Origin of the sequence: Cystobacter fuscus DSM 2262 (assembly GCF_000335475.2) — a bacterium.
GTDB classification, from domain to species: Bacteria; Myxococcota; Myxococcia; order Myxococcales; family Myxococcaceae; genus Cystobacter; species Cystobacter fuscus.
In genome coordinates, this window is the sequence record NZ_ANAH02000064.1 from 262,701 (window position 1) to 287,663 (window position 24,963).

The 24,963-nt window shown below is 70.4% G+C and carries 21 protein-coding genes; 13 read left to right on the forward strand and 8 right to left on the reverse strand.

What is annotated here, in order from left to right:
• Positions 1–7: 7 nt before the first annotated feature.
• The gene (gene sinK / locus D187_RS38370) at positions 8–1,576 is read right to left on the reverse strand and encodes a hybrid histidine protein kinase/response regulator SinK (RefSeq protein WP_002630379.1); all 1,569 of its coding nucleotides are present in this window, start codon (positions 1,574–1,576) and stop codon (positions 8–10) included.
• Between the two features lie 109 nt (positions 1,577–1,685).
• Complete coding sequence (locus D187_RS38375) at positions 1,686–3,062, reverse strand: GGDEF domain-containing response regulator (RefSeq protein ID WP_043433684.1); 1,377 nt, start codon at positions 3,060–3,062, stop codon at positions 1,686–1,688.
• Between the two features lie 48 nt (positions 3,063–3,110).
• Between D187_RS38375 and D187_RS38380 the strand changes: the two genes are divergently transcribed.
• From D187_RS38380 to nadC, 4 genes are all read left to right on the forward strand, one after another.
• Entirely contained in the window at positions 3,111–3,923 is an 813-nt protein-coding gene (locus D187_RS38380) for a chemotaxis protein CheW (RefSeq protein ID WP_002630382.1), read from the forward strand.
• Positions 3,924–4,046: 123 nt separating this feature from the next.
• On the forward strand, positions 4,047–5,327 hold the full coding sequence (locus D187_RS38385) for a response regulator (RefSeq protein ID WP_002630383.1): 1,281 nt from the start codon (positions 4,047–4,049) through the stop codon (positions 5,325–5,327).
• Positions 5,328–5,421: 94 nt separating this feature from the next.
• A complete protein-coding gene (locus tag D187_RS38390; protein WP_002630385.1) occupies positions 5,422–8,883 on the forward strand; it encodes a valine--tRNA ligase in 3,462 nt (1,153 codons plus the stop codon).
• A 24-nt stretch (positions 8,884–8,907) separates the two neighbouring features.
• Positions 8,908–9,750 (forward strand): carboxylating nicotinate-nucleotide diphosphorylase, encoded by an 843-nt coding sequence (nadC, locus tag D187_RS38395; RefSeq protein ID WP_002630387.1) that lies wholly within the window; start codon positions 8,908–8,910, stop codon positions 9,748–9,750.
• Between the two features lie 6 nt (positions 9,751–9,756).
• On the opposite strand, the gene D187_RS38400 is transcribed toward nadC, so the two are convergent.
• Positions 9,757–11,382, reverse strand: a complete 1,626-nt coding sequence (locus D187_RS38400) for an alkaline phosphatase family protein (RefSeq protein ID WP_002630389.1) — start codon at positions 11,380–11,382, stop codon at positions 9,757–9,759.
• A gap of 96 nt (positions 11,383–11,478) precedes the next feature.
• On the opposite strand from D187_RS38400, the gene D187_RS38405 reads away from it, so the two are divergent.
• From D187_RS38405 to D187_RS38420, 4 genes are all read left to right on the forward strand, one after another.
• Complete coding sequence (locus D187_RS38405; RefSeq protein ID WP_002630391.1) at positions 11,479–11,880, forward strand: acyl-CoA thioesterase; 402 nt, start codon at positions 11,479–11,481, stop codon at positions 11,878–11,880.
• 43 nt (positions 11,881–11,923) lie between these two features.
• Positions 11,924–12,889 (forward strand): class II fructose-bisphosphatase, encoded by a 966-nt coding sequence (gene glpX, locus D187_RS38410; RefSeq protein ID WP_002630393.1) that lies wholly within the window; start codon positions 11,924–11,926, stop codon positions 12,887–12,889.
• 52 nt (positions 12,890–12,941) lie between these two features.
• The gene (locus D187_RS38415) at positions 12,942–13,367 is read left to right on the forward strand and encodes a type II toxin-antitoxin system RatA family toxin (protein WP_002630395.1); all 426 of its coding nucleotides are present in this window, start codon (positions 12,942–12,944) and stop codon (positions 13,365–13,367) included.
• Positions 13,368–13,733: 366 nt separating this feature from the next.
• Positions 13,734–13,913, forward strand: a complete 180-nt coding sequence (locus D187_RS38420) for a hypothetical protein (protein WP_002630396.1) — start codon at positions 13,734–13,736, stop codon at positions 13,911–13,913.
• Between the two features lie 33 nt (positions 13,914–13,946).
• On the opposite strand, the gene D187_RS38425 is transcribed toward D187_RS38420, so the two are convergent.
• Entirely contained in the window at positions 13,947–15,011 is a 1,065-nt protein-coding gene (locus D187_RS38425) for an ADP-ribosylglycohydrolase family protein (protein WP_002630398.1), read from the reverse strand.
• A gap of 85 nt (positions 15,012–15,096) precedes the next feature.
• On the opposite strand from D187_RS38425, the gene eno reads away from it, so the two are divergent.
• The 5 genes from eno to D187_RS38450 all read left to right on the forward strand — a co-directional run bounded on the left by eno (position 15,097) and on the right by D187_RS38450 (position 20,381).
• Positions 15,097–16,392 (forward strand): phosphopyruvate hydratase, encoded by a 1,296-nt coding sequence (gene eno, locus D187_RS38430; RefSeq protein ID WP_002630400.1) that lies wholly within the window; start codon positions 15,097–15,099, stop codon positions 16,390–16,392.
• Between the two features lie 16 nt (positions 16,393–16,408).
• Positions 16,409–17,218 carry a 5'/3'-nucleotidase SurE gene (gene surE, locus D187_RS38435; RefSeq protein ID WP_002630402.1) on the forward strand — a complete coding sequence of 270 codons (810 nt, stop codon included), beginning with the start codon at positions 16,409–16,411 and terminating at the stop codon, positions 17,216–17,218.
• Positions 17,219–17,220: 2 nt separating this feature from the next.
• Complete coding sequence (locus D187_RS38440; protein WP_002630404.1) at positions 17,221–18,108, forward strand: peptidoglycan DD-metalloendopeptidase family protein; 888 nt, start codon at positions 17,221–17,223, stop codon at positions 18,106–18,108.
• 88 nt (positions 18,109–18,196) lie between these two features.
• Positions 18,197–19,222, forward strand: coding sequence for a hypothetical protein (locus D187_RS38445; RefSeq protein ID WP_020918553.1), 1,026 nt, complete (start codon positions 18,197–18,199; stop codon positions 19,220–19,222).
• 19 nt (positions 19,223–19,241) lie between these two features.
• The gene (locus D187_RS38450) at positions 19,242–20,381 is read left to right on the forward strand and encodes a tetratricopeptide repeat protein (RefSeq protein ID WP_002630408.1); all 1,140 of its coding nucleotides are present in this window, start codon (positions 19,242–19,244) and stop codon (positions 20,379–20,381) included.
• Between the two features lie 9 nt (positions 20,382–20,390).
• On the opposite strand, the gene D187_RS53240 is transcribed toward D187_RS38450, so the two are convergent.
• From D187_RS53240 to D187_RS58415, 4 genes are all read right to left on the reverse strand, one after another.
• Positions 20,391–20,558 carry a microviridin/marinostatin family tricyclic proteinase inhibitor gene (locus tag D187_RS53240; protein ID WP_002630410.1) on the reverse strand — a complete coding sequence of 56 codons (168 nt, stop codon included), beginning with the start codon at positions 20,556–20,558 and terminating at the stop codon, positions 20,391–20,393.
• Between the two features lie 159 nt (positions 20,559–20,717).
• Positions 20,718–21,395, reverse strand: a complete 678-nt coding sequence (locus tag D187_RS38455) for a CHAP domain-containing protein (protein WP_155893891.1) — start codon at positions 21,393–21,395, stop codon at positions 20,718–20,720.
• Positions 21,396–21,572: 177 nt separating this feature from the next.
• Positions 21,573–24,017 (reverse strand): ABC transporter permease, encoded by a 2,445-nt coding sequence (locus tag D187_RS38460; protein ID WP_002630414.1) that lies wholly within the window; start codon positions 24,015–24,017, stop codon positions 21,573–21,575.
• Positions 24,018–24,087: 70 nt separating this feature from the next.
• Positions 24,088–24,951: a hypothetical protein gene (locus D187_RS58415; protein WP_002630416.1), complete on the reverse strand. Its 864-nt coding sequence runs from the start codon at positions 24,949–24,951 to the stop codon at positions 24,088–24,090.
• Between the last annotated feature and the right edge of the window lie 12 nt (positions 24,952–24,963).

Genomic DNA, 24,963 nt, shown 5'->3' on the forward strand with positions numbered 1-24,963 from the left:
GGGGCGCTCAGGTGGCGCGGAGCAGGCGGGACAGCTCGCGGCTGAGCTCCGGCGTCTCCAGCTCCCGGGGCAGGCACCCGGAGGCGCCGGCGCGCAGCGACTCCAGCATCGTCTCCTGGGAGAGGTACTCGGCGAGCACCACGAAGGGTGCCCCCTGACTCAGCTGTCTCGCCAGGGCGAGGGCCTGCCGTCCATGGGCGGCGGCGAGGTCCCAGCTCACCACCACGGCGGCGGGAGGCTCGACGGGAGATTCGGCCGCGGGCTCGGCGGGGGCGGTGGCGAGCACCCGAGCCTCCAACCCCAGCAGGGCGAGCGCCTCGGTGAGCCGTCGCGCGGAGACCGGGCTGTCCTCGAGCACGTCCACGCGGCGGTTGCCGGGGCGCAGTCCCCGGGGGAGCGGGGCGGCGCCGGTGAGGGCCTCGCGCAGCCGGACGCGCACCTCGCGGATGTCGTCGAAGGGCTTGAGCAGGTAGTCGAGCAGTCCGAGCTCGAGCGCCTCCTGGGCCGTCACGAGCGAGGGGTAGCCCGTCATGAGGATGACGCGGGAGTGGGGATCGAGCTGGCGGGCGCGTCGCGCGAGCTCCAGGCCCGACAGGCCCGGCAGGTTCTTGTCGGTGAGGATGAGGTCCACGCGCCCGCGCTCCAGGAGCGCGAGGGCATCCTCGGTGTGGGCTGCCTCGAGCACCTCGCACTCCCGGCCCATCAAGTCCTTGAAGACGCTGCGGATGATCTCCTCGTCATCCACCACCAGCAGGCGGCGGCGGAGCGTGGCCGGGGCGGGGGAGGGCGAGAGGGGCGCGGGCGCCGGGAGGGTGGCGGGCGTCGGCTCCGGGGGAGGGAAGCGGACACGGAAGACGGTGGTGGGGGCGGGCTGGAGGGACAGCACCGAGGGCGGGACGATCTCGAGCTGGGCGTGGTGCTCCTGCGCGATGCGGCGGCACACCGCGAGCCCGAGCCCCGTGCCGCGCTTGCTGCCCGTCACATAGGGCTCGAAGAGGCGGGGAAGCACGGCGTCCGGGATGCCCCGGCCCCAGTCGGCCACGTACATCACCGGCGCGCGGTCCTCGTGCGTGAGCACCACCTTCACCAGCCCGCGCCCCGTCACCGCGTCGCGCGCGTTGTTGAGCAGGTTGAGGGCGAGCTGCTCCAACAGCCGGCCATTGCCGTGGACGGTGAGCTCCTCGCGGGCCTCCACCTCGAGGTGGATGCGCGCGGAATCGGGGTTGAGGGCGAAGGCGCGCGTGGCGGCCTGCACGTGCGCCACCAGCGACACGGCTTGTTGGGGAGCGGGGCGCTCGCTGGCCAGGCGCGTGAAGTCGGAGATGATCTGCTCCATCCGCTCCACCTGGGCGAGCATCTGCCGCAGGGCGCCGCGCGAGCCGATCTCCTCGGTGAGCATCTGGGTATAGGCCTTCACGCCGAGCAACGGCTGACGCAGCTCGTGCAGCACCTCGGCGGCGAGCTGGGTGGAGCCCTGGCGGGTGCGTTGCAGCTCCGCGGCGGCGGCCCTGGCGGCCCGCAGGTCACCAGCCTCCAGGGCCTGGAGCAGAAGCGCGAGCGGAGCCGGGGTGTCCATGGCGTCTCAGCATGACCGAGCCGCTGGCCTGGCCGCAAACGCGGGGGGCCTGGATTCCGAGGCCCGGCGTCGCCTGGGGCGGGCCCCTGGCTGGCCGCTCGTCCTGGACTCAGCCGCCGGTGGGCTGGCTGTGGCGTGCCGGAGGCGTGGCCTCCAGATTCTCGCCGGCCAGGTACACGACGTTCCGGCTGCCCTTCTTGCCCCGGTACATGGCCCGATCCGCCAGATCCAGCAGCGTGGCCTTGTCCTGGGTGTGCTCGGGGAAGCTGGCCACGCCGATGCAGGTGGACAGCGACAGCGCATGGCCCTCGGGGACGAGGAAGCGGTGCTTCTCCACGGCGCGGCGGATGCGCTCGGCCACCTTCAGGGCCGCGCTCGAGTCGGTGCCGCGCAGCAGCACCACGTACTCGTCCCCGCCGTAGCGCACCGCCACGTCGCGATCCCTCACGCACCCCTTGAGCACGTGCGCCATCTCCACGAGCAGCTGCGAGCCCATGAGGTGGCCGAGGGTGTCGTTGACTGTCTTGAAGTAGTCCAGGTCCAGGAAGAGCAGGCTGAAGGCGCCGTGGGTCTGCTGGGCGCTCTTCACCTCGCGGTCCAGCACCAGGTGCAGGTAGCGGGTGTTGAAGAGGTGGGTGAGGTCGTCCAGGTAGGCCAGATCCTCCACCTGGGCGAGACGGCCCTGGTTGCGCAGGGCGAGCGCGAGGCTGCGCGCCAGGAAGCTCGTGGCCTCGGCGATGTCCGAGGGAGGCCGGGAGGGGTAGAGCAGCAGGGCGCACCCGAGCAGATCCTCCCCATCCTGCGCGGGGACGGCCAGACCGCAGGGCCAGGCGCCGGGCAGTCCCTCCAAGAGACGCGCCTCGCTCAACGTCGGCAGGTACGGGGCGAGCCGGGTCAGGAGCGTGTTCTCGTGGGAGGAGCCCATCAGGTTCTGCGTGCCCAGCACCCGCGCCTTGCCCTGGGCATCGCGCTGCACGAGCATCACCGCGCTGGCCGCGGCCAGGCCGACGAAGGCCGCGCACGTGGTCGTCACCAACCGGCCACGATCGAGCGTGGTGGAGATGCGCTGTCCGGTTTCCAACAGCGAGACGTAGCGGCGCAACGCGGCGTTCTCCTGCAGCAGCTCGCGCGTGGCGAGCGCCCGGTTCACCGCGTGCTGGAGGACCTCGGGGGCCACGGGCTTGACGAGGTACTCCGCGGCGCCGCTCTTGAGGGCGCGTACCGCGGGGTCCACCTTGTCCAGGCCGGTGATGACCACCACCTCGATGCCCGGGTGGTGCTCCTTGGTGTAGCGCAGCACCTCCATGCCACTGCCCTCGGGCAGCAGCAGGTCCGTCACCACCACGTCGTAGCGACCGTGCTCCAGGGCCTCCTTGGCCTCGGCGATGGTGGCGACCGTGGAGACCTCATGGCCCACTCCCCGCAGGGAGTCCCCATAGAGGACCCGAGCCATCTTGTCGTCATCGACGAGGAGGAGACGCGCCATCGCACGCGGGGCTTAGCACCAAGGTCCCAACGCTGCTAGCCTGCCCGGGTGCCCCTCTTCGAAAGCGGACGCCGGCTCTGTCTTCTGTTGGAAGCGGGCGGCACGCGCTTCAGCGTCGAGGCCACCTCCGTCACGGAAGTGGCCGCACCGGACCCCGACCAGACGAGCCTGCGCGGCGTGCTGGAGGTTCAGGATCTCTCGGTGCTGCTGGGGGGAGAGCCCGAGCCGACCCCCGGCATGGTCGTGGTGCTGGACGTGAGCCCCACGTTGGCGGTGCGCGTGAGTTCCGTCGTCGAGGTGGCCGACGTGACCCGGGCCGTCCACTTCGTGCTGCCCTCGGGGTTGGGCGACTCGCTGGCCGCGCTCAGCCACAGCGCGGTCATGCACAAGGGGCGGCTGTACCTGGAGCTCGGCGCGGACGTGCTGCCCCACGAGCCCGGCGTCGTCACGCCTCCCCCCCTGCCTACCCTCCACCTGTTCGGCTTTCCCCCCGAGCGCTCGCTCGTCTTCGAGTCCCAGGGGCGGCTGTTCGGTCTGCCGCTGCCCTTCATCTCCCAGGTGGTGATGCGCGGCGAGTCCTTCAGCGCGCTGCCCGGACGGGGAGGCGCCATCGCGGGGCTCATGCCCCATGGTCAGGTGCTCTGGCCCCTCTACTCGGTGCCGGCGCTGCTGGGGGGCCGGGCCGCCGCGGAGGACTTCCTGGTGCTCGCCGAGGTGGAAGGACGTACCCTGGGCCTGTGCGCCTCGCGGGTGATTGGTGTCTACCCGCGCTTCGATCCCACCGGAAACCCGGGGGAGTTCACCGTCACCGGTGTGCCGGACCCCATCCTCTTCGTGGACCTGTGGCGCATGTTTTCCTGAACCCCGCTTGTTTTCTTGAAGGCGTGGGTAGGCAACCGTAAGCTGCCCGGCCTGCCGGTGGCACGTGACGTGCCCCCGTTCACCGAATTCTGAGGGGGGAGTGCTCCCCCGAGGCCCGAACCGATGCCCAAGACTCTGCTGGTCGCCGATGATTCGCTCACCATCCGCAAGGTGATCGGGATGATCTTCGCGACCGAGGACTTCCAGGTCACCGCGGTCGACAACGGGCTGGACGCCATCAGCCGGTCGCGGGAGCTGCGCCCGGATGTGGTGCTCGCGGATGTGATGATGCCGGGCAAGAACGGCTACGAGGTCTGCGAGGCGCTCAAGCATGATCCGGCCACGCAGCACATTCCCGTGATGTTGCTGGCGGGCACCTTCGAGGCCTTCGACGAGGCCCGCTCGCGCGCCGCCCGGGCGGACGATCACATCACCAAGCCCTTCGAGAGCCAGGTCCTGCTGGACAAGGTCAAGACGCTGGTGGGTCAGAAGTCCAACACCATGCCCGCGTCCGCCGCCACGCAGGTGACGGCTCCCAGTCCCGTCGCCGCCCAGCCCCGTGCGCCCGCCGCCCCTCCGGGTCCTGGCGCGCCGCGTCCGCCCGGACCGGGTGCGCCGCCTCCGGGCATGGCCCGTCCGGGCGGTCCTCCGGGACCGGGTGCGCCGCCTCCGGGCATGGCCCGTCCAGGCATGCCAGGGCCTGGTGGGGCGCCTCCGGGCATGGCGCGGCCGGGCGGTCCTCCGGGACCGGGCGCTCCGCCTCCGGGCATGGCTCGGCCGGGCGGTCCTCCGGGACCGGGTGCGCCGCCTCCGGGCATGGGTCCGCGTCCGGGCATGCCGCCCGCGCCGGGGGCGCCGCTTCCGGGCATGGCTCGGCCGGGTATGCCGGGGCCTGGGGCTCCGCCTCCGGGCATGGCTCCGGGTGCGCGTCCGGGCATGCCGGGCCCTGGGGCTCCGCCTCCGGGCATGGCTCGGCCCGGTGGTCCTCCGGGACCGGGCGCTCCTCCTCCGGGCATGGCCGGCGGTCTGCCGCGTCCTCCCGGGGCCGCGCCGCTGCCGGGTGCCCCCGCGGGCCGGGGACGGGATCCCTTCGGCCTGGGAGGCGGCGCGCCGCAGCCCGCGCCCGTCGCGCCGCAGCCTGTCGAGGCCAATGGCCTGGAGGAGCTGTCGCTCGATGAGCCCATCGCTCCGGAGCCCGTCGCGGCCCCCGAGTACAGGCCCGCGGCGCCAGCCCCCTCCGCGCCTTCCGCCGATGGTGGCGAGGCGCTCCTGCGCGAGGCCCTCTCGAAGGCCTCCCGCGAGGTCATCGAGAAGATCGCCTGGGAAGTCGTTCCCCAGCTCGCCGAGACGATCATCCGCGAGGAGCTGGAGCGGCTCATCAAGGATCGCGAGACGAAGCACTGAGTGTCCAGCCCGCTCCATCCGTGGTTTTTCACCCCGACCGGCCCTCGTCGGGCCGGTCCTTTCACCGGCCCGTGGGGCCGGTTGTGTTTTTTCTATGAGCGACACGACCGAACTGCCGAAGTCCTATGACGCCAAGGAGGTCGAGGCCCGTTGGTATGCCTGCTGGCAGGAGCGCGGCTATTTCCGCGCCGACGCCGACGCCGACAAGCCCGCCTTCAGCATCGTGCTGCCTCCGCCCAACGTGACGGGTAGCCTGCACCTGGGCCACGCGCTCACCGCCACCATCCAGGACATCCTCGTGCGCTGGAAGCGCATGAGCGGCTTCAAGACGCTCTGGGTGCCGGGCACGGACCACGCCGGCATCGCCACGCAGATGGTGGTGGAGCGCGAGCTCAAGCAGACGGAGAAGAAGAGCCGCCATGACCTGGGCCGCGAGAAGTTCCTCGAGCGCGTCTGGGAGTGGAAGGACAAGTACGGCCAGCGCATCAACGAGCAGCAGAAGGTGCTCGGCGCCAGTCTGGACTGGAGCCGCGAGCGCTTCACCATGGATCCGGGCGTCTCGGCCGCCGTGCGCGAGGTCTTCGTGCGGCTGTACGAGGAGGGCCTCATCTACCGGGCCCAGAAGCTCATCAACTGGTGCCCCTCGTGCCTCACCGCGCTCAGCGACCTGGAGGTCGAGCACGAGGAGAAGCAGGGCTCGCTCTGGCACATCCACTACCCGGTGAAGGGCAGCGACCGGCGGCTCACCGTCGCCACCACCCGGCCGGAGACGATGCTCGGTGACACCGCCCTGGCCATCCACCCGGACGATCCGCGCTACCAGGGGCTCGCGGGCCAGACGGTGGTGCTGCCGCTGCTCGGCCGCGAAATCCCCATCATCGTCGACGCCGATCTGGTGGATCCCGCCTTCGGCACCGGCGTGGTGAAGGTGACGCCCGCCCACGACTTCAACGACTACCAGACGGGCCTGCGCCACAAGCTGCCGCAGATCAACATCCTGGATGAGGCCGCGCGCATCACCAGCGAGGGCGGCCCCTACGCGGGCATGGATCGCTACGCCGCGCGCAAGAAGATCGTCGAGGATCTCACCGAGCAGGGCCTGCTGGAGAAGGAGGAGCCGCACAAGCTGTCGGTGGGCGGCTGCCAGCGCTGCGCCACCGTGGTGGAGCCGCGCCTGTCTCCGCAGTGGTTCGTGAAGATCGAGCCGTTGGCGAAGCCCGCCATCGAAGCGGTGGAGCAGGGCCGCACGAAGATCATCCCGGAGTCGTGGACCAACACGTACTTCCACTGGATGCGCAACATCCACGACTGGACCATCAGCCGCCAGCTGTGGTGGGGCCACCAGATTCCCGCCTGGTACTGCGAGGAGTGCAGCCCGCGCCTGGAGGCCACCGGCACCATCGACTACTCGCGCGCCGAGCCCATCGTGGCGCGCACCGCGCCGGACAAGTGCTCCAAGTGCTCGGGCTCGCGGCTCACGCAGGACCCGGACGTGCTCGACACGTGGTTCTCCTCTGGCCTGTGGCCCTTCAGCACCCTGGGCTGGCCCGAGCAGACCGCCGACCTGCGCGCCTTCTACCCGAACTCCGTCATGGAGACGGGCCACGACATCCTCTTCTTCTGGGTCGCCCGGATGATGATGTTCGGCCTGCACTTCATGAAGGACGTGCCCTTCCGCACCATCTACCTGCACGCCATGGTGCGCGACGAGAAGGGCGAGAAGATGTCCAAGACGAAGGGGAACGTGATCGATCCCCTCGACATCATCCTCGGCGCGCCCCCCGAGCAGCTCAACAAGAACCTGCGCAACAAGTACCCCCAGGGCATGCCCGCGCACGGCGCGGACGCGCTGCGCTTCACCCTGGCCTCGCTCACCCAGCAGGGCCGCGACATCAAGCTCTCGCTGGACCGCGTGGCCGGCTACAAGGCCTTCGGCAACAAGCTGTGGAACGCCAGCCGCTTCGCCCTCATGAACATGGGCGACTTCACCCTGGACTCCCGGCCCCTCACCGAGCGCCCCCTCACGCTCGCCGACCGGTGGATCCTCTCGCGGCTGCAGCGCGCCATCGCCGTGACGCGCGCTTCCCTGGAGGCCTACGCCTTCGCCGAGGCCGCCTCCACGCTCTACCAGTTCCTCTGGAGCGAGTTCTGTGACTGGTACATCGAGCTGGCCAAGGGCTCGCTCTACGGCGAGGACGCCCAGGCCAAGGACACCACCCGCGCGGTGCTCGTGTACTGCCTGGAGCGCATCCTGCGGCTGCTCCACCCGTTCATGCCCTTCATCACCGAGGAGATCTGGCAGAAGCTGCCCCTCACCCGGCAGACGGACTCCATCATGATCGCCCCGTTCCCCGAGCCGGATGTGTCGCTCGAGGACACCGCCGCCGAGGCGGAGATCGGCACCGTCATCACCGCCATCGAGGGGCTGCGCAACATCCGCGGCGAGAGCAACCTGGCGCCCTCGGCCCGCATCACCGCGCACGTGCAGAGCGCCGACGCGCGCACCCGCGAGCTGCTCGAGCGGTGGCGCGGGGATGTCACACGTCTGGCCGGCCTCGGTGAGCTGCACATCGCCGCGCCGGGCACCAAGCCGCCCCTGTCCGCGGCCTTCGTCAGCGCGCAGATGGAGATCTTCGTGCCGCTCGCGGGCCTCATCGACGTGGACGCCGAGCGCGAGCGCCTGGGCAAGGAGATCACCCGCTCCGAGCAGGAGCTCGGTGGCATCAAGCGCAAGCTGGACAACCCCAGCTTCGTCGCCAAGGCGCCCCCGGACGTGGTGGAGAAGGATCGCGCCCGCGTCGAGGAGCTCGAGGCCCGCGTGACCAAGCTCCGGGACAACCTGGTGCGGCTCTCGCCCCAGGCCGCGGAGCCCACCTCCGGACAGACGGTGGCGGACTTAGAGGGCCGGGACTCCGCGCCCGTTCCCACTCCCGCGTCCCAGCCCGTCACCGCCGAAGTCGTCAAGGACGACGTCGTCGAGGCCCAGCTCGTCCAGGCGGAGGTCATCTCCTCCGAAGCGGTCGTCGAGGAGGACGATGAGGACGACGTCGTCGAGGCCGTCGTCGACACCGAGGAGGACGATGAGGACGATGTCGTCGAAGCCGTCGTCGATACCGAGGAAGACGATGAGGACGACGTCGTCGAGGCCATTGCCGACGAGGAGGAGCCGGAGCCCGCGGCGCCTCCCGCCCGGAAGTCCGGGTCTTCCAGACCGGTGAAGGCTCCGGCCAAGAAGGCGCCCGCGAAGAAGGCGGCGCCCGCGAAGAAGGCTCCAGCCAAGAAGGCGCCCGCGAAGAAGGCGGCGCCCGCGAAGAAGGCTCCGGCCAAGAAGGCGGCGTCGGCCAAGAAGGCTCCAGCCAAGAAGGTGCCCGCGAAGAAGGCTCCGGCCAAGAAGGTGCCTGCGAAGAAGGCTCCAGCCAAGAAGGCTCCGGCCAAGAAGGCGGCGGCGAAGAAGTCGGCGCCGACGAAGAAGGCCCCGGCCAAGAAGGCTCCGGCGAAGTCCAAGGCGCCCGCGCGCAAGCAGGCCAAGGGAAAGCCGGCGAAGTCTCGCCGGTAGAGAGCCACGGGAGATACGACGCGCATGGATGCCTTCCTGGATCGCCTCATCTCGCTCGCCCTGGAGGAAGACCTCGGGGCGGCGGGGGACATCACCACCCACGCGCTCGTTCCGGCGGAGGCCCTGGGCTCCGCCGAGCTGATCGCCAAGGAGCGGCTCGTCCTCGCCGGACTGGACGCCTTCGCCCGCGTCTTCCAGCGGGTGGACTCCGACGTCCGCATCGAGCTGCTCTCGTCGGATGGCCAGGAGGTCCAGGATCGGGCGCTCGTGGCCCGGGTTCATGGTCGGCTGCGCTCGCTGCTCACCGCCGAGCGCACCGCCCTCAACATCGTCCAGCGCACCTCGGGCATGGCCACCATGGCCCGCCAGGTCATGGACACCGTGAAGGGCACCCGCCTGCGCGTGCTCGACACGCGCAAGACGTCCCCGGGCATGCGCTCGCTGTCCAAGCTGGCCATCAAGGCGGGTGGGGCCTTCAACCACCGCTTCGGCCTCTTCGACGGCATCCTCATCAAGGACAACCACATCGCGGCCGTGGGGGGCTCGGTTCGCGAGGCGCTCCGCCGCGCCCGGGCCAACGCCCCCCAGCTCGTGAAGATCGAAATCGAGGTCACCCACCTGGAGCAGCTCGCCGAGGCGCTCGAGGAAGGCGCCGACGTGGTGATGCTCGACAACATGGACGACGCGCAGATCAGCCGCGCGGTGGAGTTGACGGCCGGCCGTATTCCCCTCGAGGTCTCCGGCGGCATCACCCTGGAGCGGCTGCCCCGGCTGGCGAAGCTCGGCGTGGACTTCGTGTCCATGGGGGCGCTCACCCACTCGGCGCGCGCCATGGACCTGTCCCTGGAGATCCTCCAGGCCTCGTGAGCCGCCTCAGCGTCCGGTTCCGAGCGCCTCCGAGCGGGGGTGTCCCTCGGCGGACGCGGGGAGGTTCATCTCCAGCGCCGCCGCCACGGTGGGCGCCACGTCGGTGGTGCTGATCTGCTGTGTGTAGGTGCCCGGGCGCACGCCCTTGCCCGCGAGCACGAAGGGCACCAGTTGATCATACGCGTAGGGCGCGCCGTGGTTGGTGCCGACGGTGTCCGCGCTCATGACGTGGAAGGGCTTCACCACGAAGAGCACGTCGCCGCTGCGTCCCGGGTAGTAGCCGCGCCGCAGGGCCGTCGCGAGCCCCGCCATGTCCGGCAGTGTGGGCAGATCATCGCTCGCCACCGCCAGGGAGATGGCGGGCTGCTTCCTCAGCCAGTCCGCCGCGGCGCGCCGCACCGCCGCCCCGTCCACCTTGCCGCCCTCCAGCGTCTTGCCTCCCAGGTACACGTCCAGCTCCTCGACGGTGGCCGTCACGTCTCCGCCGAACCGCTGGCGCAGCGCCTCGGTCAGTCCCTTGGACAGCTCCCTCGGGTTCACGCGCCGCGCCTCCATGCCCTGGGCCGTCCAGTGCTCGGGCGCCGCCGCGCCGCCATGGTCCGCCGAGAGCACCACCAGCAGGTTCGCGCGGCCCCCCGCGGCGCGCTCGGCGAGCGCCACCAGGTCTCCCACCGCCTTGTCCAGGCGGAACATCGTGTCCTGCATCTCCCAGGAGTTCGGGCCGTACTGGTGGTAGACGCGATCCGTGGCGCTGAAGCTCACCGCGAGCAGATCCGGCACCTCGTCCTTGCCCAGCCCCTCGCCGGCGATGGCGGCCCCGGCGGCGCGCACCACCAGGTCGAGCGACAACGGGGAGATGGCGAAGGCGCTGTAGGCCTGGGGACCCGGCTCCGTGAGCCCTCCGGTGAGCGGGTGGGGGAAGACGCGCCCGAGCCCGTAGTACTCGCCCTCGTAGGGACGCTCATCCTCGCCCAGGTACTCGGTGCGCTTGCGCACCGGCTCCCACGTCTTGCCGAACCAGGTGGTGGGCGGGTTGGCCGCGTTGAAGTCCTTGAGCCAGCCGGGCAGCTCCTTCGTGTACCAGGTGCCCGTGACGAACTTCCCCACGGTCTCGTCGAACCAGTACGCCTGGCCGAGCCGGCCCGCGAGCGGAATGGCCGAGCGCGCCTTGCCCGACAGGGCCACCGCCTTGCCCTGCTCGTTGGTGGCCAGCCGCAGCCGGTCCGCGAGCGTCTCCGCCAGGAGGTTGGCCGGACTCACGTCCTCCTCGGACAGGGGCGCCTCCAGCACCGGGTGCTGCGCGTCCGGGAAGACGCGCGCGGGCTTGCCCGTGGCCCGATCGATGACACGGTTGTCCACGATGCCGTGGCGCCACGGGTTGGCGCCGGTGGCGAGCGTCGCGTGGCCCGGCGCGGTGCGCGGCTTGGCGTAGTCGTAGCGCGCGTACGGGTAGAAGGCCCCCGAGTCGAGCAGCTTGCCCAGGCCCCCCTGGAGCCGGGGCCGGGTGCGCAGCAGCAGATCCGAGCCCATCGCGTCCACGGTGATGAAGAGCGTCAACCGGGGCGGCTTCGCCCAGGCGGGCAGCGCGAGGAGGAGCAGCAGCAGGGGGAGGGGAGCGCGGGGGCGGAACATGGGCGCTCATCCTCCACGCCTCGTGCTCAGAAGCAACCAACTCCCAGGGCTCCTGCTTCCCGGTCGGACACTGCCTTGTTACGGTCGGCGGGACTCATGGTCGAGGCACGAATCCGAGTCATCTACGGCGACACGGACCAGATGGGTGTCGTGTATCACGCCAATTATTTTCGCTACTTCGAGTTCGCCCGGGGCGAGTACTTCCGCGCGCGGGGCGGCAGCTACCGGGACGTGGAGCGCGAGGGACTGATGCTGCCCGTGGTGGAAGCCTCCATCGCCTACAAGTCCCCCGCGCGCTATGACGACGTGCTGCTGGTGCACGTCCGGGTGAGCGAGCTCAAGCGGGCCTCGCTGACCTTCCATTATGACGTCCGGCGCGAGGGGGCTCCCGAGACCCTGCTGTGCACCGGACAGACCGTCCATGCGTGCGTGGGCCGTGACGGCAGGCCGACGCGCCTGCCGCCCGTGATCGTGCGGTTGTTGCAAACGGCGGCTTGAGTCTCCACCTCTTCACACCCTGTTTCCTCAGGAGGAACCCACAATGGATCGCAACCTGGCCATGGAGGTCGTGCGCGTCACCGAGATGGCGGCCATCGCCTCGGCGCGGCTGATGGGCCGCGGCGGCAAGAACGAGTCGGACCAGGCCGCCGTGGACGCCATGCGCCGCGCCTTCGACGCCCTGCAGATCAACGGCACGGTGGTCATCGGCGAGGGCGAGCGCGACGAGGCCCCCATGCTCTACATCGGCGAGGAGGTGGGCCGGCGCCACGCGGATGATCCCTCGGTGGACATCGCGTTGGATCCCCTCGAGGGCACCAACCTGTGCGCCTACGGCCGCCCGGGCGCCATCGCCGTGGTGGCCATGGCCGACAAGGGCAAGCTGCTCAACGCGCCGGACACGTACATGGAGAAGATCGCCGTGGGGCCGCGCGCCCGGGGCGCCATCGATCTGCGCCGCAGCCCCACGGAGAACCTGCGCTCCATCGCCGAGCGCATGAAGGTCTACGTGGCCGACCTCACCGTCATCATCCTCGAGCGCGAGCGCCACGTGGAGCTCATCAAGGAGGTGCGGGCCGCGGGCGCGCGCATCCGCCTCATCGATGACGGGGACGTGGCGGGCGCCATCGCCACCTGCTTCGAGGACACGGGCGTGGACGTGCTCATGGGCACCGGCGGCGCGCCCGAGGGCGTCATCGCCGCCGCGGCCGTGCGCTCGGTGGGCGGGGACATGCAGGGGCGGCTCGTGCCGCGCAACGCCGAGGAAGTCGCCCGCGCCGCGCGCATGGGCATCTCCGACATGTCCAAGATCTACTCCGCCGAGGATCTGGCCAGCGGCGACGTGATGTTCGCCGCCACGGGCGTTACTTCTGGCGACTTCCTGCGCGGTGTGCGCTTCTTCGGCGGCGGGTGCGAGACGCACTCGGTGGTCATGCGCAGCAAGACCGGCACGGTGCGCTTCATCCAGTCCCGCCACAAGTTCGACAAGAAGCCGGGCTACAACTTCTAGGCAGTCGCTCCACCTCTTCAGAGAACCTCTTCACCCCTCGGAGACACACACCATGGCTGGCGCCTCCCGCTCCATCGTCATCAACGCTCCCCCCGAGAAGCTCTTCGACGTCATCACCCAGTACGAGAAGTACCCGGAGTTCCTCTCCGAGGTGAAGAAGATCCGCGTCCTCGAGCGCAAGGAGAACACGGTCAAGGTCCAGTACGAGGTGGATGTCATCAAGACCATCCGCTACACCATCCTCGTCACCGAGGAGCGCCCCAAGCGCATGTCCTGGACCTTCGTCGAGGGGGAGGTGATGAAGGACAACAAGGGCAGCTGGGTGCTCGAGCCCGACGGCGAGGGCCGCACCAAGGCCACCTACACGGCGGAACTCGCCCTGGGGCCTCTCGTCCCCAAGGCCATCGTCAACGCCCTCACCGAGACGTCCCTGCCCAAGATGCTGGAGTCCTTCAAGCGCCGCGCCGAGGCCACCTAGCACCCCTCCCAGCTCCTCCCCTCGGTCCTCCAAGGAGCGAGCGGGAGACCGGGCCCCCTTCCCGTCGTCCCTGTCATTCCAGGCAGAGCGGAACGGGGCCCCATGCATCGCTTGCGGGCCCGTACAAGTTCATTACAATCTACCTCACGTCCTGAATGTCCGTGGGTGGACGACCCTCGGACCGAGGAACGTTCCACCGGGTCCGGCTGTCGGGTGGAGGACGGACAAGCGGGCTTGTCAGCCCTGGAGTCCTCCAATCGTGAGTGGGGCCCTTACTTTGCAGTTGAAGCACCCGTGGCGGCGGCCCCTCCCGAGGGAGTGACGAGCGTCCACTGGGGTACGTAGGTTGAGGGAGAGACCGAACCCATGCTCGACGCCTTCATCATCGAGGAAATCAAGCGCCGGGAACGGCACCGGGATGACCGGGATCGTCCCGTGCTGGAAATCCCCCTGCCTCGGCCCGATGAGCGCCCCCGGCGCCGCTCGGACGCCGAGGATGACGAGAAGCCGCCACGCGGCGTCGTCATCATTGATCTGCTCGGCTGATGCCCGGGGCAGGGCAGGCCCCGGGGTGGCCCTTCAGCCCGGCACGAGCAGCAGCATGTCCTTCGGGTGGTAGAGGGTCCACAGCGGCCCGGCCCGGAAGTTGAGTGCCTCCAGGACGACCTGGCGCCAGAGCGCGGGAATGGCGTCCTCTCCGTAGAAAGCGCCCAGCAGCGCTCCGGTGACGGCGCCGTTCACGTCCGAGTCTCCTCCCCGGTTGACGACGTCGACCAGCGCCGCCTCGAACGAGGGCGCGTGCCACAGCTCCCAGTAGGCCAGGCGGAACGCCACGCGCACATGGTCCAGCTTGCGGTGCATGTGCAGCTCCGGCCAGTACAGCAGCGGATCGTTCTGGTTGGAGACCGAGAGGTCTTCCCGGACGTCGGCGGTGGCGGCGGAGATTTCCTTGACGAAGTCGCCGAGGGTGCGCCCGAGCTGCGCGCTCATCACGGCCAGCTCGCGCAGCGTGGCCTTGAACAGGTCCTCCTTGGTCAGCTTCTCCCCCGCGTGGAGCGCATGGGCGATGGACGCGTTGAGGGTGGCGCACGCGAGCAGACAGTGCGGATCGAAGTGCGTGAGCATGCTGTCGGCGAACGAGGCCATGGCACGCGTCGGGGCGTCCTTGGAGTAGAACACGCCGAGGGGCGCGGTGCGCGCCAGGCTGCCGTTGAGCGCCCGCTTGCGCCCATCCTTCAGCCACAGGCGCTGCGCGGCGTTCGCCTTGGGCAGGGTCGACTCGGCCATCTCGGTCAACACCTCCCGGGTGTAGTCGTCCATGCCCACGGCGTGCGGGCGCCACTTCAGGTAGCGGCGCATCTGGGCTTCCGTGTCGTAGGTGCCGGATTCCCGCAGGCCCCCGGCCAGGCAGCAAGCCATCTGGCCGCTCTCGCCCACCTGTCCCGGCTTGAGGGAGAACGGGCCTCCCCCGCGCATGTTCCGGTGGACTCCGTCGGACAGGCGCGGGAAGGCCGGGGCGACCAGCCGCCGGCCCTTGAGCGTGGTGCCCAGTGCGTCCCCGACGGCGAGGCCCAGGAGCGCGCCCCGGCCTCGCAGGCGTGGGTAGATGTCGGGAGGGGGGGCGGTGGGGCGGCGCGGGGGCATGGCGGGAGAGGGGTGGGGGTGAAGTGTCCGCGAAGTGTAGCAGTCTGCTTGCGAGCCTGGGGGACGTCCTCTAGAACCCCGCGCCATGACTGAGATCGCTCAAATCGTGGCGCGTGAAGTACTCGATTCCCGCGGAAACCCCACCGTGGAGGCCGAGGTGTTGCTGGCGGGTGGGGCCAAGGGCCGTGCGGCGGTGCCCTCGGGCGCCTCCACCGGCGAGCACGAGGCGCTGGAGCTGCGCGACGGCGACAAGGGCCGCTACCTGGGCAAGGGCGTGCGCAAGGCCGTCGAGCACATCACCGAGAAGATCGCCCCCGAGCTGGTGGGCATGGACGCGGCGGATCAGTACGCCGTGGACCAGCAGATGATCGAGCTGGACGGCACGCCCACCAAGGGCAAGCTGGGCGCCAACGCCATCCTCGCGGTGTCCATGGCCACGGCGCGCGCCGCGGCGGATGCCCACGGTCTGCCCCTCTACCGCTACATCGGCGGCTCCCAGGCGCGCACCCTGCCGGTGCCCCTGATGAACATCCTCAACGGCGGCGCCCACGCCGACACCCGCGTGGACGTGCAGGAGTTCATGGTGGTGCCCGCGGGCGCTCCCTCCTTCTCCGAGGGCCTGCGCTGGGGCGCGGAGATCTTCCACGCGCTCAAGAAGATCCTCAAGGGCCGCAAGCTCAACACCGCCGTGGGCGACGAGGGCGGCTATGCCCCGGACCTGCCGGCCAACGAGGAGGCGCTCAAGCTCATCATGGAGGCCATCTCCGCCGCGGGCTTCAAGGCCGGTGAGCAGGTGTTCCTCGCCATGGACGTGGCGGCGAGCGAGTTCTTCGACAAGGGCTCCAAGAAGTACAAGCTCAAGGGCGAGGGCAAGGAGTTCGACGCCTCGGGCCTGCTCGACTACTACCAGCAGCTCGTGTCGCGCTACCCCATCGTCTCCATCGAGGACGGCATGGCCGAGGACGACTGGGACGGCTGGAAGAAGATCACCGACGTGCTCGGCGGGAAGATCCAGCTGGTGGGAGATGATCTCTTCGTCACCAACGTGGAGCGCCTGAGCCGCGGCATCGAGGCGGGCACCGCCAACTCCATCCTGGTGAAGGTCAACCAGATCGGCAGCCTCACGGAGACCTTCGACGCGGTGCGCATGGCCCACAAGGCCGGCTTCACCTCGGTGATGAGCCACCGCTCGGGCGAGACCGAGGACACCACCATCGCGGACCTGGCCGTCGCGCTCGATTGTGGACAGATCAAGACGGGCTCGGCCTCGCGCTCGGACCGTATCGCCAAGTACAACCAGCTCCTGCGCATCGAGCAGGAACTGGGCGCGGGCGCCCGGTACGCGGGCATGAAGTCCATCAAGGGTCTGAAGGCCAAGTAGGCCCAGGTCGACAACCTTGAAGAAAGGCGGAGAAGTGGCCGGCACGCAGCAACCCCGCATCCTGGTGTGTAACGATGACGGCTACTTCTCCGAGGGGCTCAGGGCCCTGGTGGACGCGGTCAGTCCCCTGGGCGAGGTGTGGGTGGTGGCGCCCGACCGCGAGCAGAGCGCGGCCTCGCACGCCATCTCCCTCTGGCGTCCCCTGCGCCTCACGGAGATCCGCGAGCGCTGGTTCTCCGTGGATGGCACCCCCGCGGACAGCGCTTATCTGGCGATCCATCACCTCCTGAAGGATGATCGCCCGAAGATCATGGTGTCCGGCATCAACCACGGGGCCAACCTGGCCGACGACGTCAACTACTCGGGAACGGTGGCGGCCGCCCGCGAGGCGGCGCTGCTGGGCATTCCCTCCATCGCCTTCAGCCTGGTGTCGCGCGCCCCGTTCGATTTCACGCACGCGGCGCGCTTCGCCCGCTCGCTGGTGGCCGCCGCGCTCGCCCAGCCCCAGCTGCCCCCCCGGATGCTCTTGAGCGTCAACGTGCCCTCGGGCGAGCCCCGGGGCTACGCCATCACCCGCCTCGGCCGGCACTCGTACGGCTATGACGTGGTGGAGAAGGAAGACCCGCGCGGCCGCAAGTACTACTGGATCGGCGGCAGCACCTACGCGCACGAGGACCTGCCCGGCAGCGACTGCAACGCCGTGCACGACGAGCGCCTCATCTCCGTCACACCTCTCAACTTCGAGCTCACCGACACCCCCATGCTGAAGGACCTCTCGGGCTGGACCCTCGAGGGCTTCCCGGGCGCGGGCAGGGGAGGGGATTGAGGTTGCGGGGCGCGGCGGCCAGTCCGGCACTGCTCGCGCTGTTCGCGCTCCTGACGGCCTCTGGCTGCGCCGTGGTGCCCTCGTCCGTGCGCCCCTCCGACGCGCGCTCCTCCGCCGTGCCTCCCATCGAGCTCGCCGAGCTGCACGAGCCCCACCCGGAGCTGGAGCTCGTCTCCGAGCCCCCCGTGCCCTCCTCGCGCACCCACACGGTGGCCCCGGGCGAGACGCTCTACCGCATCGCCGTCAACCACCAACTGAGCGTGGAGCAGCTCGCCACGGCCAATGGCATCAAGGATCCGCGCACGCTCTCCGTGGGCCAGGAGCTGGTGATTCCCGGTGCCGCCCGGCCCATTCCCGTGGCCACCGAGTCCTCGCCGCCGCCCGCGCGCCCGCCCTCGACGTCCAGCCCCACCGCGTCGTCCCGGGGGCCCCTCGTCTCGTCGCCGTCGCGCCGCCCGGCGGGTCGACCCCTGCCCCAGAAGCCTCCCAAGCCCGTCCCGGAGACGAAGGGCACGCTGGATTGGCCCCTGCGCGGTGTCCTCTACGCGCGCTTCGGCAAGAAGGGCCGCGAGCCCCATGACGGCATCGACCTGGCGGTCCCCGTGGGCACTCCGGTGAAGACCGCCCAGGAGGGCGAGGTGCTGTACGCGGGGGAACAGCGCGGCTACGGCCTCATCATCATCATCCAGCACTCCGCGCGCCTCATCACGCTCTACGCGCACAACCGCGACCTGCGCGTGCGCACCGGCCAGAAGGTGCGCCGCGGGCAGGTGCTCGCCATGGTGGGAGAGTCGGGCAAGACGAGCGGCCCCCAGCTGCACTTCGAGGTGCGCGTGGATGGCAAGCCGGTGGATCCGCTCGACTACCTGGGCGCGCTACCCTCCTCGTGAGTCTCATGTGAGTCCGATGATGGACCGAACGGGCGGGGCGCCTCGCTCCGTGCCCCATCCGGAAGCGTCTGGCACTAGAGTGGCGCGCGTGTGCCGTTTCCCGCTGCTGCTCCTCCTGCTCCTGCTCGCCCCGGCCGTCCACGCCCGGCCCGCCTCCGAGTCCCCGGCGCCTCCCGCCCCCGAGGCGGAGACTCCCGCGCCCATGCGCCTCGTGCTCCTGCCCCTCAAGGCCGACGCGGATGCACGCGAGGATGCTCCTGGCCTGACGGCGCTCATGGCGAGCCGGCTCGCCGAGTCCCCCCGCCTCGCGGTGTCCACCGAGTCGGATGTCCAGGCCGTGCGCACCGCGGGTGCGTGCGCGGATGGCTCGTGCGAGCAGGAAGCCGCGCGCGCCACCAAGGCCCGCTACGTCGTCACCGGCCGGCTCGATGCCTTCGGCTCGCGCTTCCTGCTCACCGCCACCCTGGTGGACTCGGAGAGCGGGCGTGCCCTGCTCCGGCCCCGCGCCGAGGTGGCCGCCCGCGAGGCCCTGCCTCGCGCCGCCGTGTCCCTGGCGGATCAGATCCTCGCCACGCTCGTGCCGGACCCCAACGCGCGTGCCACGTCGCCCGTACCCGAGGAATCCCGCCCGAGCCAGGGCTCGTTTCTCGCTGGCGTGCGCATCAACAACAGCCTCATCTCCAACCTCTCCTCGTTCAACCCCGGCGGTGACGTGGAGCTCGGCTACCAGTTCCATCCCGAGTGGGTGGTGTTCGGCCAACTGGGCCTCACCTTCGTCACCTCCACGCAGACGGGCTCCAAGGGCGGCCTCAACGTGGTGCCCGGCGTGCTCGGGCTGCGCCACTACCACGGCATCGAGAACCCCCTGCGTCCGTACTGGGGTCTGGGGCTGGGCGTGCAACTGTCCTTCGGCGAGTTCGGCATCTTCCGGCAGACGGGCCCGTTGCCCACCGTCATCGGGTTCGTGGGCCTCGAGTACCTCTTCTTCAATCACCTCGGCGTGCAGCTCGAGGCCTCCACCAACATCGCCCAGGCGGCGCTCGGCCTGACGGACGGGGGGCTGGGCAGTGGCCTCAACCTCGATCTCAACGCCGGCATCGTCTGGCACTTCTGAGCCTGGAGCCCACCCTCCCATGCATCCGCGCTGGCGCGTCCTGTCCCTGCTCGTCCTCCTGCTCGCGGGCTGCGAGGACGGCCCTCCCAAGCCCGGCCCCAAGGAGCGGGCGGAGGGCTACTACATCAAGGGCACCACCGAGTACCTCCAGGGCAACTTCGAGCAGGCCCTGGCCTCCTTCGCCTCCATGAAGGAGCTGTCCCCGGACGACCCCCGCCTGCCCGCCGCCATCGGCGAGGTCTACCTGTCCATGGGCAAGCTCAACGAGGCGCTCGCCCAGTTCCAGCTCGCCCTCCAGCGCGATCCCAAGCGCTCCACCAACTGGAGCCGGGTGGGCTTCATCCACGCCCAGCTCGGTCACACCGAGGAGGCCCAGAGCGCCCTGCGCAAGGCCCTGGCCATCTACCCCCGGGACTTCAACGCCCTGGAGCAGCTCGGGGAGTTGGATTTCAAGCGCGGCGAGAAGGACTCCGCCGTGAAGCACTTCCTGCTCGCGGCCGACGCGAGCCCGGATGCCAGCAAGGCCCCGCTCGTGCTGCGCGCCGCCGAGGTGTTCATCGCCGAGGGGCGCCACGCCGAGGCCCTGTTGATGCTCGGGGAGTGGACGGGCCCCAAGGGTGTGAAGGATCCGGCGTTGCTCTCGGCGCTGGGAGACGAGCAGGTGCGCGCCGGGCAACTGCTCCCCGCGGCCGAGTCCTACCGCGAGGCGGCGCGCCGGTCGCCGAGGGATCCCACGCTGTGGGAGCTCGTCGGGGAAATCTACACGCGCCTGGACAAGCCGGGCGATGCGCTCGCGGCCTACCGTGAGTCCCTGCGGGTGAAGGAGCGGGCCATCATCCACGTGGCCATCGCGCGCATCCACCTGGGCCGCGGCGAGCGCGAGGCGGCGGAGGAGGAGCTGGGCAAGGCGCTCGAGACGGTGTCGGGCTCGGACGTGCGCGAGCTCATGGAGCTGGCCGGGCTGCTCTCGACGCTCGGGCGCAAGCCGGATGCGCTGCGCATCCTCACCAACCTGAGCGCCGAGCCGGACCATGCCCGGGACGCGGAGCTGCAGCGGCGCACCGCGGCACTCGCCCGGGAGTTGAAGGACGAGGCCGTAGTGCGCGCCGCGTGCGCGCGCCTCGCGGGGGATGGGGGCACGCCAACGAAGTGCCCCTGAGGGCGGGGCTCAGGCCCCTCCGAGGTCGTCTCCGTCCGAGGGGTACTTCAGCGTCTGCTCCTCGTCGTTGTCCGAGGGGTACTTCCGCGTCGCGTGCTGTCCGTTCGTGGAGGGCTCGGTTCCCTGCCCCTCGAGCAACCGCGCGAAGAAGGGTTTCTGCTTCGTCTCCTGCTTCATGGTGCGCCTCCGTGAGGCGAGGGCTCACTGTCTCGCCGGCCTGGGTGGATGAAGGAGGAACCCGGGGGGACGCGGGGAAAGTCGCCGCCTGGCCTCCACAGGCTCTCCCGCCTGGACGGCGGTCTGATGACCTGGGGGCACCCTGGAGGGAATGCGCACCTACAGGCGGCTGGACGACGCGTACCCGACGAACAGCTCGCTCGTGAGGCGCGCGCTCTCTCCCTGCTCGGCCCGGCGGATGTAGTCGTTGAGGACGCGTCCCCCCATGCCCTGGTGCCTGGCATTGCGCAGGTTCATCCGTGCCCGTCCCACGCCCTTGCCACCCCGGTGCACGAAGACGACGGTGCCATCGCGGGCCACCGACTCGATGACGCCCACGTGCGTCACCCCGTCGTTGCGCAGGCCATCGCGGTTGCGGTCATACGTCTCGCGGAAGAAGATGATGTCGCCGGGCTGGGGCGTCTTGCGGTGCAGCGCCCCCTTGGCCTGGGCGCGCCGGTACATGGCGCTCGCCGCGTTCTCTCCCGTGCGGGTGCCGTGCGAGAGCAGCTCCACCCCCACGGACTGATAGGCGAGCCGCACGAGTCCCGAACAATCATCCGGGACGCGGTAGGAGGAGAGAGACGCGCCCACCAGACCCACGGCACGCTGGGCCACCCGCCGACCCCGGGAGAGCGGCACGGCCTTGCGCTTCGTCTTCGCGGGCGTGGACTTCGTGGACTTCTTCGTGAGGGTGCTGGCCGCGGCGGACTTCGCGGACGCGCGGGGCGCCCCCAACACGGGAGGCGCGAAGAACACGCCCAGCAGGCAGGCCAGCAGGAGCGGACGACACGTCATGGCGTTCTGGACGAGCCCCCGCTTCGGCGATTCATTCCCACGCGGCGCGTCCCGGCGAGTCCCGCCCACCTGTCCATCAGGCAACAGGGCGTGGCCTCCATCTCCTCTCGCTTCCAAGGTAGGCACGATCCGCTCGTCACGCGAGAAACGGACCGTGGCCTCGTGCGCGAGGACGGCTCACTCGCCGCGCATGGCGATGATCGGATCCACCCGCGACGCGCGCCGGGCGGGCAGCCACGTGGCCAGCAGCGCCACGCCACCGAGCAGCACCGAGAGCACGCCGAAGGTGAGGGGATCCCGGGCGCTCACGCCGTAGAGCAGGCTCTCCACGAACCGCGAGAGGCTGAGCGCCACGAGCACGCCGATGCCCACCCCGAGCGACGCCAACACCACGCCCTGGCGCATCACCAACCGCACCACGTCGCCCGGCTGGGCGCCCAGCGCCATCCGGATGCCGATCTCCCGCGTGCGCTGGGCGACGACATACGAGATGACGCCGTAGAGGCCCGCGGTGGCGAGCACCAGCGCGATGAGGGCGAAGGTCCCCAGCAGCGCCAGGTTCAACCGCCGCCCCGCGACCGAACGCGAGATGATCTGCTCCATGGTCGCCACTTCGGAGATCGGCTGATCCGAGTCCACGCCGCGCACCGCGTCGCGCAGGGCGGACGTCAGGCCAAGCGGCTCCACCGACGTCTTCAGCACCAACGTCGCCTCCTGGAACAACCACCGCTGGGAGAGCGGGTGGTTGTAGGGCAGGTGCACCTCGGGCAGCGGCTTTTGATCCAACCCCGCCTGCCGCACGTCGCCCACCACGCCGATGATCTCCGCGGAATCGCCTCCCAGCATCAACCGCCGCCCCACCGCGTCCCGGCCCGCGAAATGCCGCCGCGCCAGCGTCTGGTTGATGATGATCACCTGCTCGCGGCGCTGGCCATCCTCCTCGGCGAAGTCCCGCCCGGCGAGCAGCGGGATGCCCAGGGACTGGAAGAAGCCCGGACTGGTGACCCGGTGCTCGGCGAAGAACTCCTTGCCGGGTGGCGGAGGCGGCTCTCCTTCCACCGTGTAGTCCCCATTGGTCCAGGCGTCCTGGATGGGCAGCAGCGAGATGAGGGCCGCGGACCTGACGCCGGGAAGGGCGCGCGCGCGCTCGAGCACCGGCTTGAGCAGGCGCTCGGTGAGCTGCTCTGGCGCGTACTTGTTGCCCGGAATGGGCAGGTGGGCGGTGAGCACATGGCGCTCGTTCAGCCCGGTCTTGGTCCCGAGCAGGTTCACGAAGCCGCGCAGCAGCAGCCCCGCCCCCACGAGCAGCACGAGCGAGAGCGCGATCTCCGCCACCACGAGCCCGTTGCGGAAGGCGTGCTGGGAGCGTGAGGCGGACGTCTTGGTGCCCGGTTGGGCGAGCACGGCGCTCAGCTCGCCGCGCGTGGCCTGCAGCGCGGGCGTCAACCCGAAGAGGACCGCGCTGCCCGCGGCCACCAGCAGCAGGAAGCCGAAGACGCGGCCCTGGAGCGTCAGCTCCCCGGCGAGCGGGAGCGAGTCGCGCACCAGGGGGCTCAGCGCGCCCAGTCCCCAGGCGGCCAGCAGCCAGCCCAGCACCGCGCCCAGCAGCGACAGCAGCAGACTCTCCACGAGCATCTGTTGGACGATGCGGCCCCGGCTCGCCCCGAGGGCGAAGCGCACCGTCACCTCCTGCTGCCTCGCGGCCGCGCGCGCCAGCAGCAGGTTGGCCACGTTGGCGCACGCGATGAGCAGCACGAGCAGCACCGCTCCCTGGAGGATGAGCAGCGCGGGCCGCACCTTGCCCACCACCGTCTCCGTCAACGCCACGGCCGCGGCGCTGCGCCCCGTCTGCTGCGCGGGATACGCCTCCGCGATGCGTTGGGCCACCTGGCGCAGCTCGGTGTTGGCCCGCTGCGGCGTCATGCCCGGGGCCAGCCGCGCGATGACACCCAGGTAGTGCGAGCCCCGGTTGTCCACCCGGCCCTCCGCGGGCACGTGGGCAAGCCACAGCTCCGCCTGCGAGCCCGCCGGAAAGCGCACCGTGTCCGGGAGGATGCCGATGACCGTGTGCGGCCGGCCATCCAGCGACAGCGTCTGGCCCAGCAGCGCCGGATTGGCGCTGAAGCGGCGGCGCCACAGCCGCTCGCTCATCACCACCACGGGCGCGGCGCCCGGCTTGTCCTCGTCCGCGGAGAAGCCCCGGCCGAGCTTGGGGACGATGCCCAGCACCTGGAAGAGGTTGGCCGTGGCCGCCACCGCCTTGAGCCGCTCCGCGCCCTCCGGGCTCGTCAGGTTGCGGCCCTGCATCTCGTAGGCGGCGATGCCGCTGAAGCCGCGCAGCTGCGCCGTCCAGTCCTGGTAGTTGGGCCACGACACCGAGCCCCTCCAGTCGGGATCCCTCGCCGGCTGGGTCTCGTAGAGCCGCACGAGCCGCTCGGGATCGCGGTAGGGCAGCGGGCGCAGGAGCACCGAGTCCACCACGCTGAAGATGGCCGCGTTGGCGCCAATGCCGAAGGCCAGGCACAACACCGCCACGGCCGTGAAGCCTGGGCTCTTGCGGAGCATGCGCGCGGCGAAGCGCAGATCGCGCGCGACGTCCTCCCACCATTTGCTCAAACGCACCCGTCGCACCTCGTCCCGCTGGACTCTAGCAAATCCCCGGGTCCCCCCCACCAGGCGGCTGGCGCCTGCTTCACCCGCGCGCCAGTGGCAGCTCCGCGGCGAGTCCTTCCAGCAGCACGTTCTGGAAGTGGGCCTGGCGGCAGGCCGCGCTGAAGTAATGCGAGAAGGAGGCGAAGGTGAGCACCGGGCCATCGACGAACAGCAGGCTCTCACCCGAGAACGCGCCAAACGTCTCCTGGAGCGCGGGAACCAGCTCGCGCAGCCGTCCCTTCAACTCCTCGGGCAGCGCCTGGCCCGGGGCCAGCAATTGCGCGTCCCACGCCTTGCCGAAGAAGTACAGCAGCAGCGGCGTGCCCTCGGGCCTGTTCACCACGAACGAGTCCCAATGCACCGCGGGAGGCGCGTCCGACACCTTCCACGAGTAGAAGTCGAAGGGGCTCTTCCAGATCGGCCGCGTGAAGGGGGCGGAGTCGATGGGCTCGGGCCCATAGCCGTACTTGTACTCGGGCGTGCGCAGCCCGGGGACCTTCTTCCCGATGAGCTTCCACTGGCTGACCAGCGGCACCAGGTGGCCCACCGGCGAGCACACGCCCGGGGCGCCGATGACCTTCTTGTACCCGCGCAGCACGTGGTCGAGCGCGCTGGTGACGAGCCCCCGGGCGAGCAGCGAGTTCTCCCCCCCCAGGGCCTTCAGGGTTTGATCCGAGATCTCCACCACCCGGTTGAGGATGATGGGCTGGGCGGACGCGGAGCCCCCGGCGGTGGGCTGCTGGTGGTGGAACAGCCCGTCCTCGTCGCTGAACGTGGCGCCGCTGGCGCGCAGGAAGTCACTGACCTTCGAGCGCGAGATGCGCCAGGGCAGGCTCGGGCTCGCCTCCAGTGAACGGGAAATCTGCTCTTCGACGGCATCGTCCGAGATGACAAGAATCTCCACAAAGGCTCCAGC

What these genes read in the sequence shown, in the direction of transcription:
- D187_RS38420 (WP_002630396.1), top strand. Translation starts at nt 13,734, where the DNA reads ATGCTCGACGCCTTCATCATCGAGGAAATCAAGCGCCGGGAACGGCAC.
- eno (WP_002630400.1), top strand. Translation starts at nt 15,097, where the DNA reads ATGACTGAGATCGCTCAAATCGTGGCGCGTGAAGTACTCGATTCCCGC.
- D187_RS38405 (WP_002630391.1), top strand. Translation starts at nt 11,479, where the DNA reads ATGGTCGAGGCACGAATCCGAGTCATCTACGGCGACACGGACCAGATG.
- nadC (WP_002630387.1), top strand. Translation starts at nt 8,908, where the DNA reads ATGGATGCCTTCCTGGATCGCCTCATCTCGCTCGCCCTGGAGGAAGAC.
- D187_RS38390 (WP_002630385.1), top strand. Translation starts at nt 5,422, where the DNA reads ATGAGCGACACGACCGAACTGCCGAAGTCCTATGACGCCAAGGAGGTC.
- D187_RS38450 (WP_002630408.1), top strand. Translation starts at nt 19,242, where the DNA reads ATGCATCCGCGCTGGCGCGTCCTGTCCCTGCTCGTCCTCCTGCTCGCG.
- D187_RS53240 (WP_002630410.1), bottom strand. Translation starts at nt 20,558, where the DNA reads ATGAAGCAGGAGACGAAGCAGAAACCCTTCTTCGCGCGGTTGCTCGAG.
- D187_RS38400 (WP_002630389.1), bottom strand. Translation starts at nt 11,382, where the DNA reads ATGTTCCGCCCCCGCGCTCCCCTCCCCCTGCTGCTGCTCCTCCTCGCG.
- D187_RS38375 (WP_043433684.1), bottom strand. Translation starts at nt 3,062, where the DNA reads ATGGCGCGTCTCCTCCTCGTCGATGACGACAAGATGGCTCGGGTCCTC.
- D187_RS38415 (WP_002630395.1), top strand. Translation starts at nt 12,942, where the DNA reads ATGGCTGGCGCCTCCCGCTCCATCGTCATCAACGCTCCCCCCGAGAAG.
- D187_RS38425 (WP_002630398.1), bottom strand. Translation starts at nt 15,011, where the DNA reads ATGCCCCCGCGCCGCCCCACCGCCCCCCCTCCCGACATCTACCCACGC.
- D187_RS38455 (WP_155893891.1), bottom strand. Translation starts at nt 21,395, where the DNA reads ATGACGTGTCGTCCGCTCCTGCTGGCCTGCCTGCTGGGCGTGTTCTTC.
- D187_RS38385 (WP_002630383.1), top strand. Translation starts at nt 4,047, where the DNA reads ATGCCCAAGACTCTGCTGGTCGCCGATGATTCGCTCACCATCCGCAAG.
- sinK (WP_002630379.1), bottom strand. Translation starts at nt 1,576, where the DNA reads ATGGACACCCCGGCTCCGCTCGCGCTTCTGCTCCAGGCCCTGGAGGCT.
- glpX (WP_002630393.1), top strand. Translation starts at nt 11,924, where the DNA reads ATGGATCGCAACCTGGCCATGGAGGTCGTGCGCGTCACCGAGATGGCG.